Origin of the sequence: Roseococcus sp. (genome assembly GCF_965227005.1) — a bacterium.
Classification (GTDB): Bacteria; Pseudomonadota; Alphaproteobacteria; order Acetobacterales; family Acetobacteraceae; genus Roseococcus.
Genome location: NZ_CBDDFJ010000025.1, coordinates 50,362 through 72,537 on the forward strand (window position 1 = coordinate 50,362; position 22,176 = coordinate 72,537).

The following is a 22,176-nucleotide window of genomic DNA, read 5'->3' on the forward strand; positions in this document are numbered from 1 at the left end:
CCGGTGCATGGCGGCAAGGATTGCCCGTGGTCGGCAGCTTTCGCGAGGCCGCGCGCCGTTCAACGCTTCGTTAACCTCCTGGCGCGAGGATGCCTCACCGGTAACCAGGAAGGTGTGGGCGCCAATGGCGGCGAAGAAGAGCGAGGAGCCGGCCGAGGGCGGTCCTCCGCGCGGCGGGATGAAGAAGAAGCTGATCCTGCTGGGCCTGCCGCTGGTCCTGGCGGGGATCGGTGCGGGACTGTGGTTCGGCGGCATCCTGCCGGGGATGCTGGGGCTTCATTCGACCGAGCAGGGCGCGTTGGTGCGGGCCGAGCCCATGCCCGCGCCGCGCCAGCCCGTCTTCGTGGCGATGCCCGACATCACCGCCAATCTCAACGCCCCTGGCCGGCGCGCCTTCATCCGGCTGAAGAGCCAGATGGAGGTCTCCGGCGCGCAGGATGCGGCAATGCTGCAGGCGGCCATGCCGCGGCTGGTCGACCTCTTCACCACCTATCTGCGCGAGATCCGTCCCGAGGAACTGCGCGGCAGCGTGGGCACTCACCGCCTGCGCGAGGAGCTGATCGCGCGCGCCAATATCGCCGCCGCGCCGGCGCGGATCACTGACGTCCTCTTCACCGAGATCCTGGTCCAATGAGCGGCGAGGAGGACGACCTGGCCGCCGCCTGGGGGGCGGCGCTCGAGCAGGAGCCCCCTGCCTCCGAGCCGGAGGTCGCGCCCGATGCGGCCCGCGTCCTGAACCAGGCCGAGATCGACAGCCTGCTGGGCTTCGAGGATGACGGGGAAGGGGGCCAGGCCGCCCGGACCGGCATCGAGCGGATGATCCATTCGGGCCTCGTCTCCTATGAGCGCCTGCCGATGCTGGAGATCATCTTCGACCGGCTGGTGCGCATCCTCTCGACCTCGCTGCGCAACTTCACCTCCGACAATGTCGAGGTCTCGATCGACAGCATCGCGAGCCAGCGCTTCGGCGACTACCTGAACAGCGTGCCGCTGCCGGCGATGCTGGCGGTCTTCAAGGTCGAGGAATGGGACAATTTCGGGCTGATCGTCGTCGATTCCTCGATGATCTATTCGGTGGTGGACGTGCTGCTCGGCGGGCGTCGCGGAACGGCCGCCATGCGCATCGAGGGGCGGCCCTATACCACCATCGAGCGCACGCTGGTGGAGCGGCTGATCGGCGTCGTGCTGAAGGATCTGGGCGATGCCTTCGCGCCCATCACCAATGTCGAATTCCTGTTCGAGCGGCTGGAGGTCAATCCCCGCTTCGCCGCCATCTCGCGGCTGTCCAATGCCTGCGTGCTGACGCGGCTGCGCATCGACATGGAGGATCGCGGCGGCCGGCTCGAGCTGCTGCTGCCCTATGCGACGCTGGAGCCCGTGCGCGAGCTTCTGCTGCAGCAGTTCATGGGCGAGAAATTCGGCCGCGACAGCATCTGGGAAACCCATCTCGCCGAACAGCTGCGCCACACCGAGGTCTCGCTGGACGTGGTGCTGGACCAGCAGGTGATGCCGCTCTCCAGCGTGATCGCGCTGCAGCCCGGTGACCGGATCGTCCTGAATGCCGCGCCCGGCTCGCCCGTGACGCTGCAATGCGGCCCCGTCCAGCTCTTCGAGGGCGAGTTCGGACGCCGGGAGAACCGGCAGGCGGTCCGCATCTCCGAAGCGCTGCGCCCTGTCGCGGAGGCCCTGGCATGAACGCGCTCGAATGGATCGTGCAGCTCACCGTCATCGGCCTGCTGGGCATGACCCTGCCCATGGCCTGGCGGCTCGACCGGATGCTGCGCGCGTTGCGCGCGGATCGCGCGGCGCTGGAGCAGGGCGCGGCGGGCCTGGGCGAGGCTTCCCGCCACGCGGAGGCCGCGCTGCTGCGCCTGCGGGCCACCGCCGAACTGGCCGGCCGGCAGGTGGCCGAGCGCGTCGCCGGCGCCGAGGCGATCCGCGAGGATCTTCGCTATCTGGCTGAGCGGTCCGAGGCCCTGGCCGACCGTCTGGAAAGCGCGGTCCAGGCCGCGCGGCCCCTCGCGCCCGCGGCGCAGCCCGTGCGCAGCGAGGCCGAGCGCGAGCTGATCCGCGCGCTGGGTCTCAAATGATGCCGCGCCCGCGCCTCCTGCCGCTGGCTCTGGTGGGAATGGTGGCCCTGCTCGGCGTGAAGCTGGGCGGGCTTTTCCAGGGCTCGCGGCCTTCGGTGGCCCTGGTGAGTCCCGCCTTGGCGAGCGCGCCCGCGCCCCCGGCGGCCACCGCCGCTCCCGCGCCGCCCGCGCCCGATGCCGTGGCGGAGCGCGCCGTTCTCGAAGCCCTGCGCGCGCGACGCACGGAGATCGAGGCCCGCGAAGCCGCTCTCGCCCAGCGCGAAATCCTCGTCGCCGCCGTCGAGCGGCGTCTCACGGGGCGGCTGGACGAGCTCGCCGCCCTGCAACAGCGGCTGGAGGCCGAGGCCCGCTCGCGCGACGAGCGCACCGAGCAGGGGTGGCGGCAGATGGTCCGGCTCTATGAGGGCATGCGGCCGCGCGACGCCGCGGGCATCTTCGACGACCTCGACATGCCGGTGCTCATCCAGGTGGTCGATCGCATGCGCGAGGCCAAGGCCGCCCCCGTCCTCGCGGCCATGCGGACGGAGCGCGCGCGACTGGTGACCACCGAGCTCGCCCGCCATCGCTCGCGCCGCGACGACTGAAACACCCCACCGCGAAAAGGATCGCAAGATGGCCCTGGATAAGAACATGAACGTCCTCATCGTCGACGACTACAAGACGATGCTGAGGATCATCCGCAATCTGCTCAAGCAGCTCGAATTCGACAATGTCGAGGAGGCGACGGACGGCTCGGAAGCCCTGGCGAAGCTGCGCGCCGGAAATTTCGGCCTCGTCATCAGCGACTGGAACATGGAGCCGATGACGGGGCTCGACCTGCTGAAGGAGGTGCGGGCTGATGCCCGGCTGCGGAGCCTGCCCTTCATCATGATCACGGCCGAGAGCAAGACAGAGAATGTCGTCGCGGCCAAGCAGGCCGGCGTCTCCAACTACATCGTGAAGCCCTTCAACGCCGAGACGCTGCGCGAGAAGATCGAGAAGGTGCTGGTCCATGCCTGACACGCTCCTGCCCGAGGGCACCCCGGATGCGATCGAGCGGGCCGTGCGCCAGGTGCTCGGCAGCCTTGCCGGCGACATCACCACGACCGAGGCCACGCTGCTGGCGGAGCTGGAAGCCCTCGGCCGCGAGGTCCAGCACGCCAAGACCGAGATCGCGGCGCTGCGGGTGGACGACATCAATGCGAGCCACATCCCGCGCGCGACCGATGAGCTCGACGCCGTGGTCGAGCACACGGCGAATGCGACCAACGAGATTCTCGATGTCTGCGAGGGGCTGGAGGCTATGCAGTCCCGTCTGCCCGCCGCCGAGCGCGAGAAGCTCGCCGCCTTCGTCACCCGCATCTATGAGGCCTGCAGCTTCCAGGACATCACGGGCCAGCGCATCGGCAAGGTGGTCTCCGCGCTCAAGGCGATCGAGAACCGCGTGGCGGCCGTGACGGCGCGGTTTGGCCCCGGCGCGGGAAGCCTGCCGGCGGTCGAGGAGAGCCGACCCATCACGGCGACGACCGAAGGCCGCGCTTTGGCCAATGGACCGCAGCTTCCGGCCGCGGCCAGCAGCCAGGCCGAGATCGACAAGCTCCTGGCGAGCTTCGATTGATGCGGCGCGTCGCCTTCAGCCTCTGGCTCGGTCTTCTGGCGGCTCCGGCCGCGGCGCAGGATCGCGTCGGCGTCCGGCTGGGCGAACATCCGGGCTTTGGCCGGATCGTCTTCGACTGGGCGGCCGCGCCCCGCTACAGCGTCGAGCAGCAGGGCGACCGCGTGCTGCTGCGCTTTCCGAACCAGGACGCGATCGACCTCGGCGGCGCGCGTCGCCTGACGCGCAATCTGCTCGCGGTCAGCAGGGTCGAGGGTGCGATCGAGCTGACCTTGCGGCAGGGGACGCGCATCCGGCACTTCCGCAACGGCCCGAAGGTCGCGCTGGACATCCTGGATCCGGCCGAGACTGCCGCGGCCCAGCCCCCCATCCGCCAGGCCACCACTCGGCAGCGCGACGACGCAACCTCGACGGATCGACGGACGGCATCGGACGGGGCAACCGCGACGCCGCCTCTCGCATTGCCCACGCCAGCTGTGGCGGAAGCGCCGCCCAGCCCCGTGATTCCGACCGAGACGCGACGCGGTCCGACGGCTGCCGCGCCCCCGGATGCATCCGAACCCATTGCCGCCCCCGGCCCCCGACCCTTGCTGGAGGCGATGCCGCCTGTCCCCGCGCCGCCCTCGCCGGCGACGGGCTCGCCCTCGCTGGCCAGTCTGGCCGGACCGCAGCCGGTCCGCGCGCGCCTCATCGACGAGCCGGGGCAGGGTCCAACCATGCGGCTGCCTTTGGGCGCTGGCATCGGCGCGGCAGCCCTGCGGCGCGGCGATCAACTCCTGCTCATCCTGGACACCGAGCGCCCGATCGAATTCGGCGCCCTGCTGCGCGATCCGAGCTTCCGCGGCATCCAGGCACAGCGGCTGGCCGGCGCGACGGTCGTCACCTGGAGCCTGCCGCCCGACCGCCAACTCGTCCTGCGCCAGGAGGGGACCGACTGGTTCGTGCGGCCCATTCCCCTGGCCAGTTCCGAAACACCCACCGCGCCGGCGCTGCGCGTGGAACTGGAGGGCGATCGCGCCAGCCTGGCCGTGGCCAGCCCCTCTCGCGTCGTGACGCTGGCCGATCCTCTAACGGGCCTGCCGCTCCTCATCGGTACCTTGACCGGGGCCCAGGCGCGCCAGGCCGCGGCGCGCAGCCTGGCCGAATTCGATCTGCTGGAGACCTTCCTCGGCGTGGCCGTACTGGCCCGGGCCGATCGGGTGGCGCTGCGGACGGGGACCGCGCGCTTTCTCCTCTCCATCGACGGTGGCGCCCTGGCCCTGGCCGGCCCGGCGCTCGAAGGCGGCTCCGTGGAGACCGGCCTGACGCGCAGCTTCGACCTTCCGCAACAGCCGGTTCCGGCGCTGCAGGAACGGCTGCGGTCGCAACAGGCCAGCATCGGGACGGTTGCGCCCTTGCTGCGCGCGGAACCACGGATCGCCGCCGCGCAGACACTTCTGGCCCTCGGTCTGCCGCAGGAGGCGCAGGCGATGCTCCGCCTCGCCGTTCAGGAAAGCCCCAAGGCCGGGGAGGAGGCCCGGCCGAACTTTCTGTCGGGCATGGCGGCCCTCCTGGCCGGGCGGTCCGCCGAGGCGAGCGGGCTGGACGCGGAGCTTCCCGCATCGGACGAGGTCCTCCTCTGGCGCGCGCTGCGCGTGGCGGTGCAGGGCGAGGCCGCCGCGGCCGCCCAGGGCCTGGCCGCGACCCTGCCGCTGCTCCTGTCCTATCCCGATGGCCTGCGGCGGCGGCTGCTGCCGATCGCGGCCGAGGCCCTGGCCGAGGGCGGCCAGCCGTCTGCCGCTCGCCGACTCATCGAGGCGGCGGGCGAGGAGCCCTCGCTGCTCCTGGCCCAGGCCTTGCTGGAGGAAGCCGAAGGGCAGTCCGACAGCGCCCTGAGATCCTATGAGGCGGCGGCCGCCAGCCGCGACCGGCTGATGCGGTCCCGCGCTCAGCGACGGGCCATCGAGCTTCGCCTGAGAACCGGCCGCCTGGACGCCTCCGGCGCGGCGCGGCATCTGGAACAGACGCTCTTCGCCTGGCGCGGCGATGCCCAGGAGATCCACACCCGCGAGCGCCTGGCCGCGCTTCGCCGCGAGGCGGGCGACCCCCGCGCGGCCCTGGCGCTCCTCCGCGAGACCGAGGCGCTCTTCCCCGAGCGCGCGCTCGCCTTGCGCGATCCGATCCAGCAGGCCTTCGTGCAGGCATTGGAGGCGGAGCCGCCGATCGGCGCCGTGGCCCTCTATGACGCCCATCCGGAGCTTCTGCCGGGCGGCGCGGCCGGCGAGGCTGTGGTCGCCCTGCTGGCCGATCGCCTGACCGCGCTCGACCTTCCCGATCGCGCCGGCGGGCTGTTGCACAGGGCCATGGAACGCCTGCCGGCCGGGGAGGACCGGGCGGCGCTCGGAGCCCGGCTGGCGGCCCAGCGCCTGCGGGAGCGCGATGCGGAAGGCGCGCTGGAGGCGCTGGCCATCAGTTCCGCGCCACGCCTGCCTTCCCCCTTGTCGGAACGCCGAAGCCTGATCGCCGCCCAGGCCGAAGCCCGCCGGGGCAACCGCGATCTGGCCATGGAGGCGCTCAGGACGCTGGGCCCGGCCGGCGACGAGGCGCTGTCGGACCTGCTCACCGAGGCCCGGGATTTTTCCGGCGCCGCCAGGGCCCTTTCGCAGCATCTGGCGGCCAGCGCGCCGGCTCAGCCTGCGCCATTGCCCGAAGCCCTCCAGCATCTGGTGCTCCGCAACGCCGCTCTTCTTGCCATGGCCGGCGACGAGTCAGGGCTGGCGGAGCTCAGGCGGCGCTACGCGACCCGACTGGTCCACCCCGAGCTTTCCTCGGCTTTCGACGCCCTGACGGCCGATCCCGTGAAGGGCCTCGCGGATCTGCCGCGTCTGGCACGCGAACTGAATCTCTTTCGGCGTTTTCCCCAAACGCTGGAGCCATTGCGGACCGCACAACGCACGGCAGGATGAGTCGTGCGTGAGGTGGGGGGGAGGTCCGCGATTTTTACGGGACCCAGGATGTATTTTCATTTGACCCTCCGCCCCCCAGGCCCCATATCCCCCGCCGCTGACCTGATCGAACCGACGGCCGCTGTGGCCGCACAGCCGATACACCTGGTCATCTACTGGTGGGAAAGGGGAACCCGATTTTGGACTCTCTCGTCCGACTGGGGATGGACTCGGATCTTCTTCCGAGCGACGCCCAGACGACTCATGCTTCGGCTGACAACGGTCCGGTGGAGCAAAAGGACTATTTCGTGGAGCGTAACGGGGTCCGTTACGCCGGCACGCATCTGATCATCGACCTCTGGGGCGCGACCAATCTGGACGACCCCGGCCATATCGATGCGGTGCTGCGCGAAGGGGCCCTGGCCTCCGGCGCGACCATCCTGCACGGGCACTTCCACCACTTCTCGCCCAATGGCGGCGTGTCGGGCGTGCTGGTGCTGGCTGAGAGCCATGTCTCCATTCACACCTGGCCCGAGCGGGACTACGCGGCGCTGGACATCTTCGTCTGCGGCGACTGCGATCCCTACAAGGCGATCCCGGTGCTGAAGCGCGGCTTCCTGCCCGCGAATGTTCAGCTCGCTGAGCACAAGCGCGGCCTGATCGGCTGACAGTTATCCAAACGGGATACGAACGGGGCCGGGCGGCAACGTCCGGCCCTTTTTCTTTCTGAAGAGGTGAGACCATGACCGATTCCTGGGTGAACGAGAGCCTTTACGCCGAATGGGGCCAGCGCTTCGCGGTGAAGCGCGAGCTGGCCCGCGTGAAGAGCGACTTTCAGGACATCATGATCTTCGAGAGCTTCACGCATGGCCGCGTGATGATGCTGGACGGCGTCGTGCAGATCACCGAGCGCGACGAGTTCGTCTATCAGGAGATGCTGACCCATTTGCCGCTGCTGGCGCATGGCGCGGCGAAGCGCGTGCTCATCATCGGCGCGGGTGACGGCGGCGTGCTGCGCCGCGTGCTCCAGCACAGCACCGTCGAGAAGGCCGTCATGGTCGAGATCGACGGCGAGGTGATCCGCCTGTGCAAGGAGTTCCTCCCCAACATCGCCGGCGACGCCTGGACCAATCCGCGCGCCGAGGTGATCGTGGGCGACGGCATCGACTACGTTCGCAAGGCCGAGGCCGGTTCCTTCGACGTCGTCATCGTCGACAGCACCGATCCGATCGGCGTGGGCGAGGTGCTCTTCACCGACGAGTTCTACCAGAACGCGGCCCGCCTGCTCTCGGCGAACGGCGTGATCGTGAACCAGTGCGGCGTGCCCTTCATGCAGGCCGACGAGCTGCGCGAGACCTCCGAGCGCCGTGGAAAGTTCTTCACGGACATCTCGGCCTATGTCGCGGCCGTCCCCACCTATGTGGGCGGCTACATGACGCTGGGCTGGGCGGCCAAGACCAAGGGCCTGCGCGCGGCGACGGCCGCCGAGATCCGCCAGCGCGCCGAGGCCGCGGGCATTCTCGGCAAGACCCGGTACTGGACGCCGGAGATCCACGTGGGCGCCTTCCAGCTCCCGCCCTATATCGCGGAAAACCTCCCCGCCTAAAGCATCACCCGATCAGACGGAATCGTCTGGTCGGGTAAAGATACTCGTAAAAACAAAGAGCTAGAGACTTCGAAGTGAGCCCTTGCGAACGAAGAAGACTCTAGAGCCGATCCCGATCAGGCCGCGTGTCTGATCGGGGCGAGTTCCGGCCGCCGCCGCGCATCGTGCGCGTGTCCGCGGCGAGGTCCCTGTCCGTGGCGCGATCCTGTCGCGCCACGGTCCCGCCACCCGATGGCGCGGCCTGCGAGCCGCACCCCCGGGGCGCTTCCCCTCGGTCGAGGGGCGTTGCGGAAAGATCTCGCCTGGGCGTCATGCCCGCTCACGTCACGGCCGGTGGCGGCCGGTAATGAATTCGGTTTCCGGCCGTCACCGGGTCTCGCGCGTGTTTGCGGCAACTTCCCTGTCCGGCTCAGGCCGGTCCCGCCACCATCCCCCACGACCCGCGGGCCGTTGAGGTTGGGTGCACCCCTCGATGGAGGGGCGTCGCGGACGGAAGTCGCCTGGGGGGACGCTCGTCCCACCCGTTCACGTCGGGGCCGGTGACGGCCGGTATTGCCCTTATTCCTCCTCGAGCACCGGCGGCCCGGCCAGCACGCCGCCGTCGATGACCATGCTCTGCCCGGTCATGAAGCCCGAGGCCGCGCTGGCCAGGAACACGGCCGCGCCCGCGATCTCGTCGGGCTCGCCGATGCGCAGCAGCGGCGTGTCGCGCGTGCGCTTCTTCAGGTTCACCGGATCCTCCCAGAGCGCGCGGGCGAAATCGGTCTTCACCAGGCCCGGCGCGATGGCGTTCACGCGCACGCCCTTCGGCCCCCATTCGACCGCGAGCGCGCGGGCGAGCTGCATGTCGGCGGCCTTGGACACGCCGTAGATGCCCAGGCGCGCCGAGCCCCGGAAGCCGCCGATCGAGCTCACGATGATCACCGAGCCCGCGCCGCGCCCGGCCATGGCGGGGATCGCCATCTGGCAGAGCCACAGATTCGAGCGGACGTTGGAATTCATGATCCGGTCGTAGGACTCGTCGGGGATGTCCTGCGTCGGGCCGAAATAGGGGTTCACCGCCGCGTTGCAGACCAGGATATCGACCTGGCCATACGCCGCGACCGTCTGGTCGACGAGCGCCTGGAGCTCCGGCTTGCGGCCGATGTTGCAGGCGATCGCCATCGCCGTGCCGCCCGCGCCCGTGATCGAATCGACCACCTCCTGGCAGGCGTCCAGCTTGCGCGAGGAGACGACGACCTTGGCGCCATGCTCCGCCAGCCGCTCGCAGATGGCGCGGCCGATGCCGCGGCTGCCGCCGGTGACGATGGCGACCTTGCCGGTCAGGTCGAAGAGATTCTTCAAGGGGCTTCCTCCAGGAGCAATTTCCGGAAGCCTAGACGCGTTATCCCGCGCGATGAAGGGGCGCGGGTGCGCCTCGGAGTCAGACCGGCGGGGGCAATTCTTCCCCGGCGGCCGTCAGGATTCGCGCCAGCGCCTCGTCCCGGCCCAGGGCGAAGAGCGTGAGGTCGATCGGCGGGCTCATCGTGCTGCCGGTCAGGGCCAAGCGCAGCGGCTGCGCGATGTCCTTCAGCTTCACTTCCTTCACATCGGCATAATCGCGCAGCCATTGCTCCAGATCGGCCCGCTCCCAGGGCGCGCCCGAGAGGAACTGCGCGAGATCCGACAGGCGCCCCTTGGCCTCGGGCGTCAGCATCGCGGCCGTCTTCTCGTCCATCTCCGGCGCGCCCTCGGCGACCACGAAGGCGGCGCTCTCGGCGAGATCGACAAGGCTCTTCGCCCGCTCCTGCAATGCGGGCAGGAGAAGCTTCAGCTTGGCGATCTTGTCCGCCCCGAAGCCCTCGCCATTGGCGGTGAGGCGGCGCAGCACCTCGGGCAGCAGCGAATCCGGCGAGGCCTGGCGCAGATAGACGCCGTTCACATGGCCGAGCTTCTTGTAGTCCATGCGCGAGGCGGCACGGCCCACATCGGAGATGTCGAAGATCTTCTCGGCGCGCTCGCGCGAGATGATCTCCTCGTCGCCATGGCCCCAGCCGAGCCGCAGCAGATAGTTGCACACCGCCTCGGGCAGCATGCCCTGATCGCGCAGGTCCAGCACCGAGACGGCGCCGTGGCGCTTGGACAGCTTGGCCCCGTCCGCGCCATGGATCAGCGGGATGTGGCCGAAGCGCGGGCGGGTCCAGCCCATCGCGTCGAAGACCATGCACTGGCGGAAGGTGTTGGTGAGGTGGTCGTCGCCACGGATGACGTGGGTGATCGCCATGTCATGGTCGTCCACCACCACCGCATGCAGATAGGTCGGCGTGCCGTCCGAGCGCAGGATGATCATGTCGTCCAGCTCGGTATTGGCGACGCGGACGGTGCCCTGAACCTCGTCGTTGATGACCGTCTCGCCCTCGCGCGGGGCGCGCAGGCGGATGGCGAAGGGCTTGCCCTCCTGCTCGGGGCCGGGCTCCCGGTCGCGCCAGACGCCCTCGTAGCGGGGCGGGCGCTTCTCGGCCATGGCGCGCTCGCGCATGGCGGCGAGCTCCTCGGGCGTCTCATAGGCGCGATAGGCCTTGCCCTGGGCCAGCAGCTCGCGCGCGACCTCCGCATGACGGGCCTCGCGCGAGGACTGGAAGACCGGCTCCTCATCGGGGCTGAGGCCGAGCCAGGCGAGGCTTTCCAGGATCTGGTCGACCGCCGCCTGGGTGCTCCGGGCCTTGTCGGTGTCCTCGATGCGCAGGAGATACGCGCCGCCATGCCGGCGGGCGAAGAGCGCGTTGAACAGCGCCGTGCGGGCGCCGCCGATATGGAGGAAGCCGGTGGGCGAGGGGGCGAAGCGGGTGCGGACGGTCATGGTTCACCCTAACACGAAGCTTGCCCGCGGTTGAGGGGTGCGGCACGTCTGACTGCAAATGCAGCCAACCGCGCAGCCCTGGATGTGGTTCCGTACCGTCGCCCCGGCGCATGCGGTCGGCTCTTCGGCATCCGGACCGCTCGCAGGCCTCCTCGCCGCCGAGCATGGACGGCTCGCGCTGTGGATACCGGTTGCGATGGCGGTGGGGATTCTCCTTTATTTTCAGCTGCGTTTCGAGCCGCCGGCCGAATGGCGGCCCCTCGCGCTCGCCCCCTTCGCCCTGGCGCTGTGGGTGCGAACCCGCGCCCCGCTGAGGGCCTGGGGCCTGGCCCTGCTCGGCATGGCCGGGCTGGGCTTCGCCCTTGCCTCCTGGCATGCCTCGCGCGCCGCCCCGCCGCTCGATCTGCCGCGCGGCGCGATCATGCTGACGGGCACCGTGGCCGAGACGGACCTGCTGCCCGGGGGGCTGCGCATCGCGCTCACCGAGGCGCGCTGGACCCCCGACGCCGCGCCGGCCGGCCGCCTGATCCGCGTCCGGCTTCGCGCCGACGATCGCGCCCGGCCCGCGCCTGGCGACCGTGTCACCCTGCGCGCCCTGGTCCGCCCGCCCTCGCCCCCCGCCTATCCCGGCGCCTGGGACTTCCAGCGCGCCGCCTATTTCGAGGTCCTCGGCGGCTCGGGCTTCGCGCTCGGCCCGCTGGAGGTGCTGGCGCGCGGCGGTGCGGCGCCGCCCTTGTCGGGCCTGCGGTCCCGCGTCGAGGCCAGGGTGGCGGAATTGCTGCCGGGCGCCGTCGGCGCGGTGGGCGCGGCCCTGCTGACGGGAGGCCAGAGCGCGATCCCGGCGGCCGAGATGCAGGCGATGCGCGATTCCGGCCTGGCGCATCTGCTCTCGGTCTCCGGCCTGCACATCGCGATCGTGATGGGGCTGGCCTTCGCCGTGGTGCGCGCCCTCCTCGCCCTCTGGCCCGGCTTTGCCTTGCGCTGGGGCACGCGGCCCGTCGCGGCCATCGCCGCGCTGGGCATGGGGTTCTTCTTCATGCTGCTCACCGGCAGCCAGGTGCCGATGCAGCGCAGCTTCCTCATGGCCCTGCTGGTGACGCTGGCCCTGCTGGCGGGACGCCGCGCACTGAGCCCGCGCGTGCTGGCCTTCGCCGCGCTGGGCGTCCTGGCCCTGCAGCCCGCGGCGCTGCTCGGACCTTCCTTCCAGATGAGCTTCGCCGCGGTCATGGCGCTGATCGCGGGCTACGAGGCGGCGCGGCCCTGGCTCGCCCGGCGCGGATCGCCACGGCCCTGGTGGTGGCGGCCGATGCTGCTGCTGGCCGGCAGCATCGCGACCTCCGTGATCGCGGGGGCCGCCACGACGCCCTTCGGGCTGCATCACTTCGGGCGTCTGCAGCTCTATGGCGTCGTCGCCAATGCTCTCGCCGTGCCCCTGACCTCGCTGCTGGTCATGCCCGCGGGGATGGCCGCGCTGGTCCTGCTGCCGCTGGGCCTGGAGGACTGGCCGCTCCGCGTGATGGGCTGGGGAATCGAGGGCATCCTGGCCGTGGCGCGCGCGGTTGCCTCCTGGCCCGGCGCGGCGGTCTCCACGGCGCCGCTGCCGGCCATGGGCCTGGCGGTCCTGAGCCTCGGCCTGTGCTGGCTCTGCCTGTGGCGGAGGCACTGGCGCTGGCTCGGCCTCGTGGCGATCGGCGGAGCCCTTGCCCTCTGGCCCTTCACGCGGCTGCCCGACGCCATGGCCTCGGCGGACGGACGGCTCTTCGCGCTGCAGGTGGAAGGGCGGGCCTTCCTGGAGCGCCGGGCGGGCGCCTCGCGCTTCATTGGCGACGCCTGGCTGCGCGGCTTCGGCGAAGCACAGGCCACGCCGCTCCCGACCGAGGGCGACGTGGCGAGCGGGCGCATCCATTGCTCGGCGGACGCCTGCGCGATGGCCGGGCTGGATGGCGCGCCGGGCCTGATCCTGCTCCGCCCGCCCGTGCCGCCGCGCGGGCAGCGCGCGCCCTTCGAACGCGGTCCCCATCCGGCCTGCGGGCGCGCGTCTGTGATCGTCTCGCCCGAACCGCTGCGTGGCGGCTGCGCGGGCAGCGCCGTGGTGGACCGCTTCGCCGTCTGGCGTGACGGTGCGCATGCCGTCTGGCTCGATCGGTCCGGCGCGCGCGTCGTCTCGGATCGCGCCTGGCGCGGCGATCGCCCCTGGGTGCCGCCTCGTCCCTTGCCGCGCTCGCGCACGGAGGAGCCGCCGGCCGAGATGGAGTGACCTCATGGCAAGGCGAAGCCCTGCACGAGGCTCGAGGAGAGCAGTGCCCAGCCATCCACCAGCACGAAGAAGATCAGCTTGAAGGGCAGGGCCACGATCGAGGGCGGCAGCATCATCATGCCCAGCGACATGAGGATCGAGGCCACCACCATGTCGATCACCAGGAACGGCAGGAACAGCAGGAAGCCGATCTCGAAGGCGCGCTTCAGCTCGGTGACGAGGAAGGCCGGCATCAGGCCGCGGAACGGGGCCTGCTCGGGCGTGCTCGCCGGCAAGCGCGCGAGGTCGAGGAAGAGATTGAGGTCGGCCTCGCGCACATTGGCCGCCATGAATTTCCGGAACGGCTCGGCGATCGCGACGAGCCCGTCCAGGTCGCCGAGGCGGCCCTCGTTCATGGGCACGACACCCAGCCTCCAGGCCTCCTCCAGCACCGGCTGCATCACGAAGAGCGAGAGGAACAGCGCGAGTCCGATCAGCACGGGATTGGGCGGCACGCCCTGCGCGCCGATGGCCGAGCGCAGCAAAGCCAGCACGATCACGATGCGCGTGAAGGCCGTCGTCATGATGAGCAGGGAGGGCGCCAGCGAGAGCAGCCCGATCAGCGCCGTCAGCTGTACGAGGCGCGACGTGGCGCCCGCCTGGCCGGCGGCGCCGAGATCGATCGAGACGGACTGCGCGGCCGCGTGCCCCGCCAGCAGCAGGAAGGCCGGGAGGAGAAGCGCGACCCTCATGCGCCGGGCAGCCAGCCGAGGAATTGATCGCCCGCCGGGCCGGTGAGCAGCAGGCCCTCGCGTCCGTCGCAGGCGATGAGGACGAGCCGGCGGCGTGGATCCACGGCGCAGACGGAGCTGACGCCGAGCCGGCCGCCCGTCCTCGCCGATGGATGGCGGCGGGCCAGGCGCGAGGCGCCCCAGATCAGCAGCAGCACGACGCCGAGCGCGGCGACCATCTGGGTCAGCGAGGATGGGTCGAGGAAGGACATGGCGCGGCCTCCTGCCGGCGCTGGGGGTGGGCTTTCAGGGGTGGGGCATGACCACCGTCAGCAGGTCGATTTCACGCGTCAGCGCGTGGAGGGAAGCGAGCAGGACCTGGCCGGAATCCTCCGGCAGGCAGGCGACCGCCGCGCAAAGCCGCGCGGCTTCGCGATCGAGCCCCGCGAGGTCGATATCGCGGCCTGAAACGACCAGAGCGCGCGCCATGGAGAGCGTGCCATGCAGACTCTCGACGGCCGCCAGCGTGGCGGCGACCTCGAAGGTTGAATGCGGTTGGTTCTCGAACATAGTCGGAACATTGAGGGGCGAAGTCTTAACGAATCCTCAACGCGGTGCTTCACGCATTCTTAACCTGCGCCGGTGTCTACGGGGTCCATGGACCTGACCCGCAATGGCCCCATCGCCCTCGCCGAAAACCGGCTCGCCTGGCTGGATACACGGCAGCGCATCCTGGCGCGCAACGTCGCCAATGCCGACACGCCCGGCTTCCGCCCGAGCGATGCCGTCCCCTTCCAGGAGGTCCTGCAGCGCCGCGGCACGGCAGCCCCGATGGCGACGACGAATGCGCGCCACATCGCGCTCCAGGCCAGCGCGGCCCTTGCGGTTCAGGATCGCGCCGTGGCGGAGCGCAGCCGCAACGGCAATGCCGTCTCGCTGGATGACGAAGCGGTGCGCATCGCCGAGACGGACCAGGCGCATGCGCTCGCGATGGGGCTGCACCGGAAATATCTCGGCCTGTTCCGCTCGGCCCTCGGCCGCAACTGAAGCAAGGAAACCGCCCATGGATCTCGATCGCGCGCTTTCGATCTCCGCCGCCGGCATGGCCGCGCAATCCACGCGCCTGCGCGTGGTGGCGGAAAACATCGCCAATCGCGACAGCACCGGCCAGTTGCCCGGCGCGGAGCCCTATCGCCGCAAGACCGTGACCTTCGCGAGCCGGATGGACCGGGCGCTGGGCGCGGAAACCGTGCGCGTCGCGCGGGTCGGGCGCGATGCGCGCGATTTTCCCGAACGCTTCGAGCCTGGACATCCCGCGGCCGATGCGCGCGGCTATGTGCGGACCCCCAATGTCGACAGCATGGTCGAGAACATGGACATGCGCGAGGCGAACCGCAGCTACGCCGCCAATCTCGCGGTGCTCGAGACCACGCGCGGCATGCTTTTGCGCGCGATCGAGACGCTGCGCTGATGGCTCTTCCGGCGCTTGGCGCCGCCGGCGCGGCCGCGGCCTATCGCGCGGTGCAGGGCGCGGGCGAGGCGATTTCGCAGGGCGCGGGCTTCGGCGAGACGCTGCAGCGGGCCGTGCAGGGGGCGATCGATATCGGCCGCAGCGCCGACGCAGCCTCGACCCACGCGCTGACCGGCCAGGGCAGCGTGACGGATGTGGTGCTCGCCGTCTCGCGCGCGGAGCTCGCGCTGCAGACGGCGACCGCCGTGCGGGACCGCGTGGTGACGGCCTATCAGGATGTGATGCGCATGCCGATCTGACCGATCGGTGGCGCTGCCGCAGGAGGCGGATGGCATGGTGGAACAACCCGTCGCGATGGCGATGCGCGAGGCGCTCTGGGTGTGCCTGCAACTGGCGGGGCCGGCGCTGGTCGTCGTGCTGGCCATCGGCCTCGTCGTCTCGCTGATGCAGGCGCTGACGCAGATCCAGGAGGTGACGCTCGCCTTCCTGCCCAAGGTCGCCGCGATCGGCGGGCTCCTCCTGCTGACCGGGCCCTCGATGGCGGGTGTGCTCCAGGCCTGGGCGGGGCGGCTTTTCGACCAGGTCGTCGCGGTCGGCGGAATGCCGTGATGGCGGCGGCGGATGCCGCGCTGCTGGCGGCCTTGCCGGGCCTGGCCTTTCACGCCGCGCTGATCCTCTGTCGCATGGGCGCGGCCGTCATGCTGCTGCCTGGCATTGGCGAGGCGGAGATCCCGCCGATGCTGCGCATGGCCCTGGCCGTGGGATTGGTCTTCGCGCTGTTGCCGGCCCTTTCGCCCAGCCTCCCGGAACTCCCCCCGGAGGTGTCGGGCCTGCTGGCCCTCGTCGCCGGCGAGGTGCTGACCGGTGCCTGGATCGGGCTGCTGGCGCGGATCCTGACCCTGGCGCTGGCGCTGGCGGGGCAGGTGGTGTCGCTGATGGTGGGCCTGGCCTCGCCGCTTCAGGGCGACCTCGTGCTCGGCAGCAGCGCGACGGCGCTCGCGCGCATGCTCTCCCTCGCCACCGCCGCGCTTATGCTCGCGACCGGGCTCTACGAGGTCCCGTTGCGCGCTTTGGCCGACAGCTATGGCGTTCTGCCGCCGGGTGGCGCCTGGCCCGGCGGGGCGGTGGCCGAGGCCGTGGCCCGCAAGGCCTCCGACAGCCTGATGCTGGCGATGCAGCTCGCGGCGCCCTTTCTTCTGGCGGCGATCTTCTTCAATGCCGCGCTCGGCCTCATCGCGCGCCTCGCCTCGCATGCGCAGGTCTTCGTCCTGGCGGCACCGGCGCAGATTCTGGGTGGGCTGACGCTGCTGTTGTTGCTGCTGCCGAACATGCTCGACCTCTGGGCGCGGGGCATGGCGAGCGGGTTCCGTCTCCTGCCGGGTGCGGACTGAGGCATGGCCGAGGAGGAGGGCGACGGCGAAGAGGGCGAGGAGCGCACGGAAGCCCCATCCCCCAAGCGGCTGCAGAAGGCCTGGGAATCCGGCCAGGTTGCCCTGTCGCGCGAGGCGGTGGGCTTCGTCACGCTGATGGCTTCGGCGTTGGGCGCGGCGCTGCTCATTCCGGGCCAGATCCGCGTCATGGCCGCCTCGATGCGCGGAACCTTCTCGCGCGCCCACGACATGGAAACGGCGCGCGCCGCCGCCGAATGGCTCGTATTGTTCCTGACCCTCGCTTGGCCGGTCGCGGCCGCGGCGATCGTCGGCGCTGCCATCGCGACGCTGGCCCAGACGCGCGGCGCGATCTCGGCGCAGCAGCTCGCACCAAATCTGTCCAAGCTCTCGCCGGCGACGGGGCTGAAGCGGATCATCGGTGGCGACGCCCTGCTGGAATTCCTGCGGACGGTGCTGAAGATCGGCGCCGTCGCCGCGGCCCTGTGGTTCGTCGCGGCGGACCTGCCCGGCCTCTCCGCGATGCTGGAGACGCCGCCTTCGGAAATCTTCGCTGCCGCCGGGCGGGGCGTGACGCGCCTCGTTCTGACGACGCTGGCGGCCTTCGGCCTGCTCGCCGGGCTCGACGTGCTCCTGGTGCGCCATCGCCATCGCGAGCGTCTGCGCATGTCGCGCCACGACCTGAAGGAGGAGACGAAGGAGAGCGAGGGCGACCCGCAGATCAAGGGCCGCATGCGCCAGCTCCGCGAGACGATGGGGCGGCGGCGCATGCTCGCCGCGGTACCCAGGGCCACCGTGGTCATCACCAATCCGACGCATTACGCTATCGCCTTGTCCTACGAAGCCGGACAGGCTGCGGCGCCCAGGCTGGTGGCCAAGGGGGTCGATGCGATGGCGGCGCGGATCCGCGAGGCGGCCCGGGAGGCGGGAGTGCCGATCGTGCCCGATCCGCCACTGGCGCGTGCCCTGTATCGCCTGGAAGTGGAGGCCGAGATTCCGACCGAGCATTGGGAGGCGGTCGCGAAGATCATCGCCTATGTGATGCGTCTGCGGGGGCGGGCCTGATGGCTCAGGCGGGCTTCCTGGCCGGCGTCGAGGCGGTGGTCGAGCTGCTGCCCAGGCCGGCTCTTCTGGTCGATGCGGTCGGGCGGATCGTGGCGATGAATCGCGCGCTTCGGCAGGGAATGGAGGGCGGTCTGCTCATCCGGGTCGGCGACGAGGCGGGCCGCGTGTTTCCGGCCGCCGCCGTCGCCATCGAGACGGCCCTGCGCGATTCGACACCGGTGGCGGTTGTCCTGGAGAACCAGGGCGTTCTGCGCGTCCTGCCGCTGCGGGGTGCGGGTGCGGTGCTGCTGCTGGAAGCCGCGGCCGGCGGCGGGGCGGGGCGCCTGGAGCTACTGGGCCGGCTGGCCGGCGGCATCGCGCATGACTTCAACAATCTCCTCGGCGTGGTGATCGGCGCTTCCGCCGCCTTGCGACACATCGCCCCGCAGCCGCAGGCCTGTGAGGAACTCGGCGCGATCGAGGATGCGGCGCGGCGCGGGGAAGCGCTGGTGCGGCAATTGCTCGCCTTCGCGCGCCAGCAGGTGATGGCGCCGCGCACCGTCGCTCTGAACGAAACCCTCCGGCAGATCGCCGTCCTGTTTCCACGCCTGCTCGGATCGGGAATCGCCGTCGATCTGGAACTGGAGGAGCCGTCGCGGCACATCCGCGTCGATCCCTCGCAATGGGACCAGGTGCTGCTGAACCTCGTGGTGAATGCGCGCGACGCCATGGAGGGGAAGGGCCGCCTGCGGCTCTCGACGGGGCGGCGGCTGGTGCTCGCCGGCGAGGCGCTGGCGCCCGGCCGGTATGCCGTCGTCGAGGTCGCGGATGACGGGCCGGGCATGACGCCGGAGGTGCGGGCGCGCATCTTCGAGCCCTTCTTCACCACCAGGCTCGAACAGGGCGGGACCGGGCTCGGCCTCGCCACGGTCCAGGGCATCGTCGGGCAGTTCGGCGGGCAGATGGAGGTGGAAAGCCGGCCCGGCGCGGGCACGACCTTTCGCATCCTGCTGCCCCGCCACGACGGGCCCGTGGAGGCCGAGGCGCCCCCATCTGTGGCGGCCGGCCGCATCGAGGGGCCGGTGCTCCTGGTCGAGGACGAGCCGACGCTTCTTCGCGTGGCGCGGTTCGGGCTGCAGCAGGCCGGCTTCGACGTCGAGGTGGCGGGCGATGCGGAGGAGGCGATCGACCGGATCGCGGCGGGGCTCGCCCCCAGCCTGGTCGCCACGGACGTCGCCATGCCGGGCATGGATGGGCTGGCCTTGGCGCGCGCGCTGCGCGAACGCTTTCCCGGCCTGCCGATCCTGTTGCTCTCGGGCTATTCCGTCTCGACCGTCCAGTTGGATCCGGCGGGGGAGGGGATGCATTTCCTCGCCAAGCCCTACACGCCCGATTCGCTTCTGGCGGCGGTGAAAAAAGCTCTGGGGAGGGGCTGAATGGGCCTTGCAGCATGCCCGAGAAAAGAACATAAACAGAACAGAGGCGCTGCTTCGGTTTCGGCTACCGGTGAGCTCCGGGCCTAGCCTATCAGCGTGTGTCGGCGGCGATTCGCTGCCTTTTGGTTGTGGCCTTGAGGGGATTTCCAGGATGGAAAAGGGAAAGGCGCTCGACGCCGCGCTGAGCCAGATCGAGCGGGCCTTCGGCAAGGGCTCGATCATGCGCATGGGCTCCAAGAGCGCCCTTGAGGGGGTCGAGGTCATCTCCAGCGGGTCGCTGGGTCTTGATATCGCCCTGGGCATCGGCGGCCTGCCCAAGGGCCGCATCATGGAGATCTACGGTCCCGAATCCTCGGGCAAGACGACGCTGGCCCTGCACGCCATCGCCGAGGCGCAGAAGAACGGCGGCACCTGCGCCTTCATCGATGCCGAGCATGCGCTGGACCCCGGCTATGCCCGCAAGCTCGGCGTGGATGTCGAGAACCTGCTGATCAGCCAGCCCGATGGCGGCGAGCAGGCGCTGGAGATCGCCGACACCCTGGTGCGCTCGGGCGCCATCGACGTGCTGGTGGTGGACAGCGTGGCCGCGCTCGTCCCCAAGGCGGAGCTCGAGGGCGAGATGGGCGACACCCATGTCGGCCTGCATGCGCGCCTCATGTCCCAGGCGCTGCGCAAGCTGACCGGCACGGTGAGCCGTTCGAACTGCCTGCTCATCTTCCTGAACCAGATCCGCCTGAAGATCGGCGTGATGTTCGGCAATCCCGAGACGACGACGGGCGGCAACGCGCTGAAGTTCTACTCCTCCGTCCGGCTCGAGATTCGCCGCATCGGCGCGATCAAGGAGCGTGACGAGGTGGTCGGCAACCAGACCCGCGTGAAGGTGGTGAAGAACAAGATGGCGCCGCCGTTCAAGCAGGTCGAGTTCGACATCATGTATGGCGAGGGCATCTCCAAGGTCGGCGAGCTCATCGATCTCGGCGTGAAGGCCGGGGTGGTGGAGAAGTCCGGCGCCTGGTTCAGCTGTGACGGCCAGCGCGTGGGGCAGGGGCGTGAGAACGCGAAGCAGTACCTGCGCGACAACCCGGCCATGGCGGACAGCATCGAGAAGCGCATCCGCGGCCAGGGCGCGGCAGTGGCCAATACCATGCTGGCCGCGCCGGAAGCCAATGCGGACGGCGAAGACGAGGCCTGACCCCCTCGCCAGGGCGCCGCGTCCCGGTCAAGCTGACCGCCTGACCGGTCGGAGCGCCTTGGTATGTCCTCGCCTTTTGTCCCTGGAACCTCGGTCCGGATCGAGGGACGCGCGGGCGGTCCCCTTGCGGGCCTGACCTTCGCGGCGAAGGACCTCTTCGATGTCGCCGGCCATCCGACGGGGGGCGGAAATCCCGACTGGGCGCGGCAGAATCCGCTGCCCGCGCGCCATGCCTGGGCGGTCCAGGCGCTGCTGGACGCCGGTGCTGCGCTGATCGGCAAGACCATCACCGACGAGGTGTCCCTCGGCATCCTGGGCGAGAACGCCTTCGAGGGCACGCCGCTCAATCCCGCCGCGCCGGGCCATGTGCCCGGCGGTTCCTCCTCCGGCTCGGCGAGCGCGGTGGCGCAGGGCCTTTGCGACACGGCGCTGGGCACGGATACCGGCGGCTCCGTCCGCGTGCCTTCCAGCTTCTGCGGGCTCTACGGCATCCGCCCCACCCATGGTCGGCTCGACCTCACCGGCATGCTGCCCCAGGCGCCCAGTTCGGACACCACGGGCTGGTTCGCGCGCGACGGCGAGACCTTCGCCCGCGTGTCCGAGGTCCTGCTCTCCGAGGCCATCGGCGAGGGCCGGCCGACCAGGCTCCTCATCGCGACCGACGCCTTCGGCTTCGCGGAACCGGCCGTGGCCGAGGCCCTGCAGCCCATGCTCGCCCGGCTGAAGAAACTCATTCCCGCCGTCGAGGAGGTGGTGATGGCGCCGCCCGGCCTTTCCGTCTGGGGCCGCGCCCAGCGCGTCCTCCAGCCCGTCGAGGCCTGGGAGACCTTCCGCGAATGGGTCGAGCGCGACAATCCGCGCTTCGCCTTCTCCGTGGCCAAGGGCCTGGTCCTCGGCGCCCTATCGAGCGAGGCCGAGCGCGGCTGGGCCGAGCTCATGCGGCGCGAGGTGCGCGGGCGGCTGCGCCACCTGCTCACGCCTGGCACCATCCTCGCCATGCCGACCACGCCCTTCCCGGCGCCGAAGACCGGCCTGCCACTGGGCGCGCTGACGCCGTTGCGCGACCAGATCCTCTGCCTCTGCGCCCAGGGCGGGCTGGCGGGCCATCCGCAGGTGAACCTGCCCGGCGCCACCGTCGAGGGACGGCCGGTGGGCCTGTCCCTCCTTTCCGCGCGCGGCGCCGACACGCTGCTCGTCCGCACCGCACTCGCCATGGAGAAGCTCGCATGACCCCCAACATCCCCGAGGTTGTCGAGGAAATCCGACAGAAACTGGAGCGCTACGAGCAGGCGCTGATCGACAAGGACGTCGCGGTCCTGGACGACACCTTCTGGAACTCGCCCCACACCATCCGCCTCGCCATCCACGAGAACGGTTATGGCTTCGACGAGATTCACGCCCATCGCGTCCGCCGCCCGCCCGGCCCCGGCATCAAGCTGGAGCGGCTGCGGCTGGAGATCCTGACCCTCGGCCGCGACCTCGCCACCGTGAATCTGATCTTCAAGATGCGCGGCCGTGGCGACGCCCCGGCGCGGCAGACGCAGACCTGGGTCCGCTTCCCGGATCTCGGCTGGAAGGTCGTCTCCGCCCATGTCTCCGTGACCGAGACCAGCCCCGCCTATTGA

General features: G+C 70.6%; 25 protein-coding genes. 20 read left to right on the forward strand and 5 right to left on the reverse strand.

The annotated features are described in order from the left end of the window. Positions 1-124 precede the first annotated feature (124 nt). From ACO057_RS14135 to speE, 9 genes are all read left to right on the forward strand, one after another. Positions 125-634 carry a flagellar basal body-associated FliL family protein gene (locus ACO057_RS14135; RefSeq protein WP_421992779.1) on the forward strand — a complete coding sequence of 170 codons (510 nt, stop codon included), beginning with the start codon at positions 125-127 and terminating at the stop codon, positions 632-634. Further along, positions 631-1,695, forward strand: coding sequence for a flagellar motor switch protein FliM (fliM, locus tag ACO057_RS14140; RefSeq protein ID WP_421992781.1), 1,065 nt, complete (start codon positions 631-633; stop codon positions 1,693-1,695). The genes ACO057_RS14135 and fliM overlap by 4 nt, the downstream gene beginning before the upstream one ends. Continuing rightward, positions 1,692-2,090, forward strand: coding sequence for a DUF6468 domain-containing protein (locus ACO057_RS14145; RefSeq protein WP_421992783.1), 399 nt, complete (start codon positions 1,692-1,694; stop codon positions 2,088-2,090). Before fliM ends, ACO057_RS14145 begins: the two co-directional genes overlap by 4 nt. After that, positions 2,090-2,674: a MotE family protein gene (locus tag ACO057_RS14150; RefSeq protein WP_421992785.1), complete on the forward strand. Its 585-nt coding sequence runs from the start codon at positions 2,090-2,092 to the stop codon at positions 2,672-2,674. Before ACO057_RS14145 ends, ACO057_RS14150 begins: the two co-directional genes overlap by 1 nt. Positions 2,675-2,708: 34 nt before the next feature. Continuing rightward, complete coding sequence (locus ACO057_RS14155) at positions 2,709-3,089, forward strand: chemotaxis response regulator CheY (protein WP_421992875.1); 381 nt, start codon at positions 2,709-2,711, stop codon at positions 3,087-3,089. After that, entirely contained in the window at positions 3,082-3,687 is a 606-nt protein-coding gene (locus ACO057_RS14160) for a protein phosphatase CheZ (RefSeq protein ID WP_421992787.1), read from the forward strand. Before ACO057_RS14155 ends, ACO057_RS14160 begins: the two co-directional genes overlap by 8 nt. Beyond that, complete coding sequence (locus ACO057_RS14165) at positions 3,687-6,629, forward strand: hypothetical protein (protein WP_421992789.1); 2,943 nt, start codon at positions 3,687-3,689, stop codon at positions 6,627-6,629. Before ACO057_RS14160 ends, ACO057_RS14165 begins: the two co-directional genes overlap by 1 nt. 179 nt (positions 6,630-6,808) lie before the next feature. Then, entirely contained in the window at positions 6,809-7,276 is a 468-nt protein-coding gene (gene speD, locus ACO057_RS14170; RefSeq protein WP_421992791.1) for an adenosylmethionine decarboxylase, read from the forward strand. A 74-nt stretch (positions 7,277-7,350) separates the two neighbouring features. Then, a complete protein-coding gene (gene speE, locus ACO057_RS14175; protein WP_421992793.1) occupies positions 7,351-8,214 on the forward strand; it encodes a polyamine aminopropyltransferase in 864 nt (287 codons plus the stop codon). Positions 8,215-8,772: 558 nt separating this feature from the next. On the opposite strand, the gene ACO057_RS14180 is transcribed toward speE, so the two are convergent. Together ACO057_RS14180 and gltX are read right to left on the reverse strand one after the other, a co-directional pair. Next, positions 8,773-9,558 (reverse strand): SDR family NAD(P)-dependent oxidoreductase, encoded by a 786-nt coding sequence (locus ACO057_RS14180; protein ID WP_421992795.1) that lies wholly within the window; start codon positions 9,556-9,558, stop codon positions 8,773-8,775. Between the two features lie 79 nt (positions 9,559-9,637). Further along, entirely contained in the window at positions 9,638-11,053 is a 1,416-nt protein-coding gene (gene gltX / locus ACO057_RS14185; protein WP_421992797.1) for a glutamate--tRNA ligase, read from the reverse strand. A 58-nt stretch (positions 11,054-11,111) separates the two neighbouring features. Between gltX and ACO057_RS14190 the strand changes: the two genes are divergently transcribed. Continuing rightward, positions 11,112-13,310 (forward strand): ComEC/Rec2 family competence protein, encoded by a 2,199-nt coding sequence (locus ACO057_RS14190; protein ID WP_421992799.1) that lies wholly within the window; start codon positions 11,112-11,114, stop codon positions 13,308-13,310. A 2-nt stretch (positions 13,311-13,312) separates the two neighbouring features. Here ACO057_RS14190 and fliP read toward each other — a convergent pair whose 3' ends face one another. The 3 genes from fliP to ACO057_RS14205 are packed head-to-tail and all read right to left on the reverse strand — an operon-like array spanning position 13,313 to position 14,590. Further along, positions 13,313-14,041 (reverse strand): flagellar type III secretion system pore protein FliP, encoded by a 729-nt coding sequence (fliP, locus tag ACO057_RS14195; protein WP_421992801.1) that lies wholly within the window; start codon positions 14,039-14,041, stop codon positions 13,313-13,315. Further along, positions 14,038-14,292 carry a hypothetical protein gene (locus tag ACO057_RS14200; protein WP_421992803.1) on the reverse strand — a complete coding sequence of 85 codons (255 nt, stop codon included), beginning with the start codon at positions 14,290-14,292 and terminating at the stop codon, positions 14,038-14,040. The genes fliP and ACO057_RS14200 overlap by 4 nt, the downstream gene beginning before the upstream one ends. Before the next feature lie 34 nt (positions 14,293-14,326). Beyond that, positions 14,327-14,590 (reverse strand): hypothetical protein, encoded by a 264-nt coding sequence (locus tag ACO057_RS14205; RefSeq protein ID WP_421992805.1) that lies wholly within the window; start codon positions 14,588-14,590, stop codon positions 14,327-14,329. A gap of 87 nt (positions 14,591-14,677) precedes the next feature. Here ACO057_RS14205 and ACO057_RS14210 point away from each other — a divergent pair, with 87 nt between their 5' ends. The 10 genes from ACO057_RS14210 to ACO057_RS14255 all read left to right on the forward strand — a co-directional run bounded on the left by ACO057_RS14210 (position 14,678) and on the right by ACO057_RS14255 (position 22,176). After that, on the forward strand, positions 14,678-15,067 hold the full coding sequence (locus ACO057_RS14210) for a flagellar basal body rod protein FlgB (protein WP_421992807.1): 390 nt from the start codon (positions 14,678-14,680) through the stop codon (positions 15,065-15,067). Between the two features lie 16 nt (positions 15,068-15,083). Then, entirely contained in the window at positions 15,084-15,491 is a 408-nt protein-coding gene (flgC, locus tag ACO057_RS14215) for a flagellar basal body rod protein FlgC (RefSeq protein WP_421992809.1), read from the forward strand. Then, complete coding sequence (locus ACO057_RS14220; protein ID WP_421992811.1) at positions 15,491-15,790, forward strand: flagellar hook-basal body complex protein FliE; 300 nt, start codon at positions 15,491-15,493, stop codon at positions 15,788-15,790. The genes flgC and ACO057_RS14220 overlap by 1 nt, the downstream gene beginning before the upstream one ends. 7 nt (positions 15,791-15,797) lie before the next feature. After that, on the forward strand, positions 15,798-16,100 hold the full coding sequence (locus ACO057_RS14225; RefSeq protein ID WP_421992813.1) for a flagellar biosynthetic protein FliQ: 303 nt from the start codon (positions 15,798-15,800) through the stop codon (positions 16,098-16,100). Beyond that, the gene (locus tag ACO057_RS14230) at positions 16,100-16,882 is read left to right on the forward strand and encodes a flagellar biosynthetic protein FliR (RefSeq protein ID WP_421992815.1); all 783 of its coding nucleotides are present in this window, start codon (positions 16,100-16,102) and stop codon (positions 16,880-16,882) included. Before ACO057_RS14225 ends, ACO057_RS14230 begins: the two co-directional genes overlap by 1 nt. 3 nt (positions 16,883-16,885) lie before the next feature. Beyond that, positions 16,886-17,944: an EscU/YscU/HrcU family type III secretion system export apparatus switch protein gene (locus tag ACO057_RS14235; RefSeq protein ID WP_421992817.1), complete on the forward strand. Its 1,059-nt coding sequence runs from the start codon at positions 16,886-16,888 to the stop codon at positions 17,942-17,944. Beyond that, positions 17,944-19,359, forward strand: a complete 1,416-nt coding sequence (locus tag ACO057_RS14240) for an ATP-binding protein (protein WP_421992819.1) — start codon at positions 17,944-17,946, stop codon at positions 19,357-19,359. The genes ACO057_RS14235 and ACO057_RS14240 overlap by 1 nt, the downstream gene beginning before the upstream one ends. Positions 19,360-19,510: 151 nt before the next feature. Next, positions 19,511-20,551 carry a recombinase RecA gene (gene recA / locus ACO057_RS14245; protein WP_421992821.1) on the forward strand — a complete coding sequence of 347 codons (1,041 nt, stop codon included), beginning with the start codon at positions 19,511-19,513 and terminating at the stop codon, positions 20,549-20,551. A gap of 63 nt (positions 20,552-20,614) precedes the next feature. Further along, positions 20,615-21,781 (forward strand): amidase, encoded by a 1,167-nt coding sequence (locus tag ACO057_RS14250; protein ID WP_421992823.1) that lies wholly within the window; start codon positions 20,615-20,617, stop codon positions 21,779-21,781. Beyond that, positions 21,778-22,176: an AtzH-like domain-containing protein gene (locus ACO057_RS14255; protein ID WP_421992825.1), complete on the forward strand. Its 399-nt coding sequence runs from the start codon at positions 21,778-21,780 to the stop codon at positions 22,174-22,176. Before ACO057_RS14250 ends, ACO057_RS14255 begins: the two co-directional genes overlap by 4 nt.

Coding starts and splice junctions, on each gene's coding strand:
- fliM (WP_421992781.1), top strand. CDS start 631: ATGAGCGGCGAGGAGGACGACCTGGCCGCCGCCTGGGGGGCGGCGCTC.
- ACO057_RS14165 (WP_421992789.1), top strand. CDS start 3,687: ATGCGGCGCGTCGCCTTCAGCCTCTGGCTCGGTCTTCTGGCGGCTCCG.
- ACO057_RS14200 (WP_421992803.1), bottom strand. CDS start 14,292: ATGTCCTTCCTCGACCCATCCTCGCTGACCCAGATGGTCGCCGCGCTC.
- speE (WP_421992793.1), top strand. CDS start 7,351: ATGACCGATTCCTGGGTGAACGAGAGCCTTTACGCCGAATGGGGCCAG.
- ACO057_RS14160 (WP_421992787.1), top strand. CDS start 3,082: ATGCCTGACACGCTCCTGCCCGAGGGCACCCCGGATGCGATCGAGCGG.
- flgC (WP_421992809.1), top strand. CDS start 15,084: ATGGATCTCGATCGCGCGCTTTCGATCTCCGCCGCCGGCATGGCCGCG.
- fliP (WP_421992801.1), bottom strand. CDS start 14,041: ATGAGGGTCGCGCTTCTCCTCCCGGCCTTCCTGCTGCTGGCGGGGCAC.
- ACO057_RS14190 (WP_421992799.1), top strand. CDS start 11,112: ATGCAGCCAACCGCGCAGCCCTGGATGTGGTTCCGTACCGTCGCCCCG.
- ACO057_RS14210 (WP_421992807.1), top strand. CDS start 14,678: ATGGACCTGACCCGCAATGGCCCCATCGCCCTCGCCGAAAACCGGCTC.
- ACO057_RS14150 (WP_421992785.1), top strand. CDS start 2,090: ATGCCGCGCCCGCGCCTCCTGCCGCTGGCTCTGGTGGGAATGGTGGCC.
- ACO057_RS14145 (WP_421992783.1), top strand. CDS start 1,692: ATGAACGCGCTCGAATGGATCGTGCAGCTCACCGTCATCGGCCTGCTG.
- ACO057_RS14250 (WP_421992823.1), top strand. CDS start 20,615: ATGTCCTCGCCTTTTGTCCCTGGAACCTCGGTCCGGATCGAGGGACGC.
- ACO057_RS14240 (WP_421992819.1), top strand. CDS start 17,944: ATGGCTCAGGCGGGCTTCCTGGCCGGCGTCGAGGCGGTGGTCGAGCTG.
- gltX (WP_421992797.1), bottom strand. CDS start 11,053: ATGACCGTCCGCACCCGCTTCGCCCCCTCGCCCACCGGCTTCCTCCAT.
- ACO057_RS14220 (WP_421992811.1), top strand. CDS start 15,491: ATGGCTCTTCCGGCGCTTGGCGCCGCCGGCGCGGCCGCGGCCTATCGC.
- ACO057_RS14135 (WP_421992779.1), top strand. CDS start 125: ATGGCGGCGAAGAAGAGCGAGGAGCCGGCCGAGGGCGGTCCTCCGCGC.
- ACO057_RS14230 (WP_421992815.1), top strand. CDS start 16,100: ATGGCGGCGGCGGATGCCGCGCTGCTGGCGGCCTTGCCGGGCCTGGCC.
- ACO057_RS14235 (WP_421992817.1), top strand. CDS start 16,886: ATGGCCGAGGAGGAGGGCGACGGCGAAGAGGGCGAGGAGCGCACGGAA.
- recA (WP_421992821.1), top strand. CDS start 19,511: ATGGAAAAGGGAAAGGCGCTCGACGCCGCGCTGAGCCAGATCGAGCGG.
- ACO057_RS14205 (WP_421992805.1), bottom strand. CDS start 14,590: ATGTTCGAGAACCAACCGCATTCAACCTTCGAGGTCGCCGCCACGCTG.
- ACO057_RS14255 (WP_421992825.1), top strand. CDS start 21,778: ATGACCCCCAACATCCCCGAGGTTGTCGAGGAAATCCGACAGAAACTG.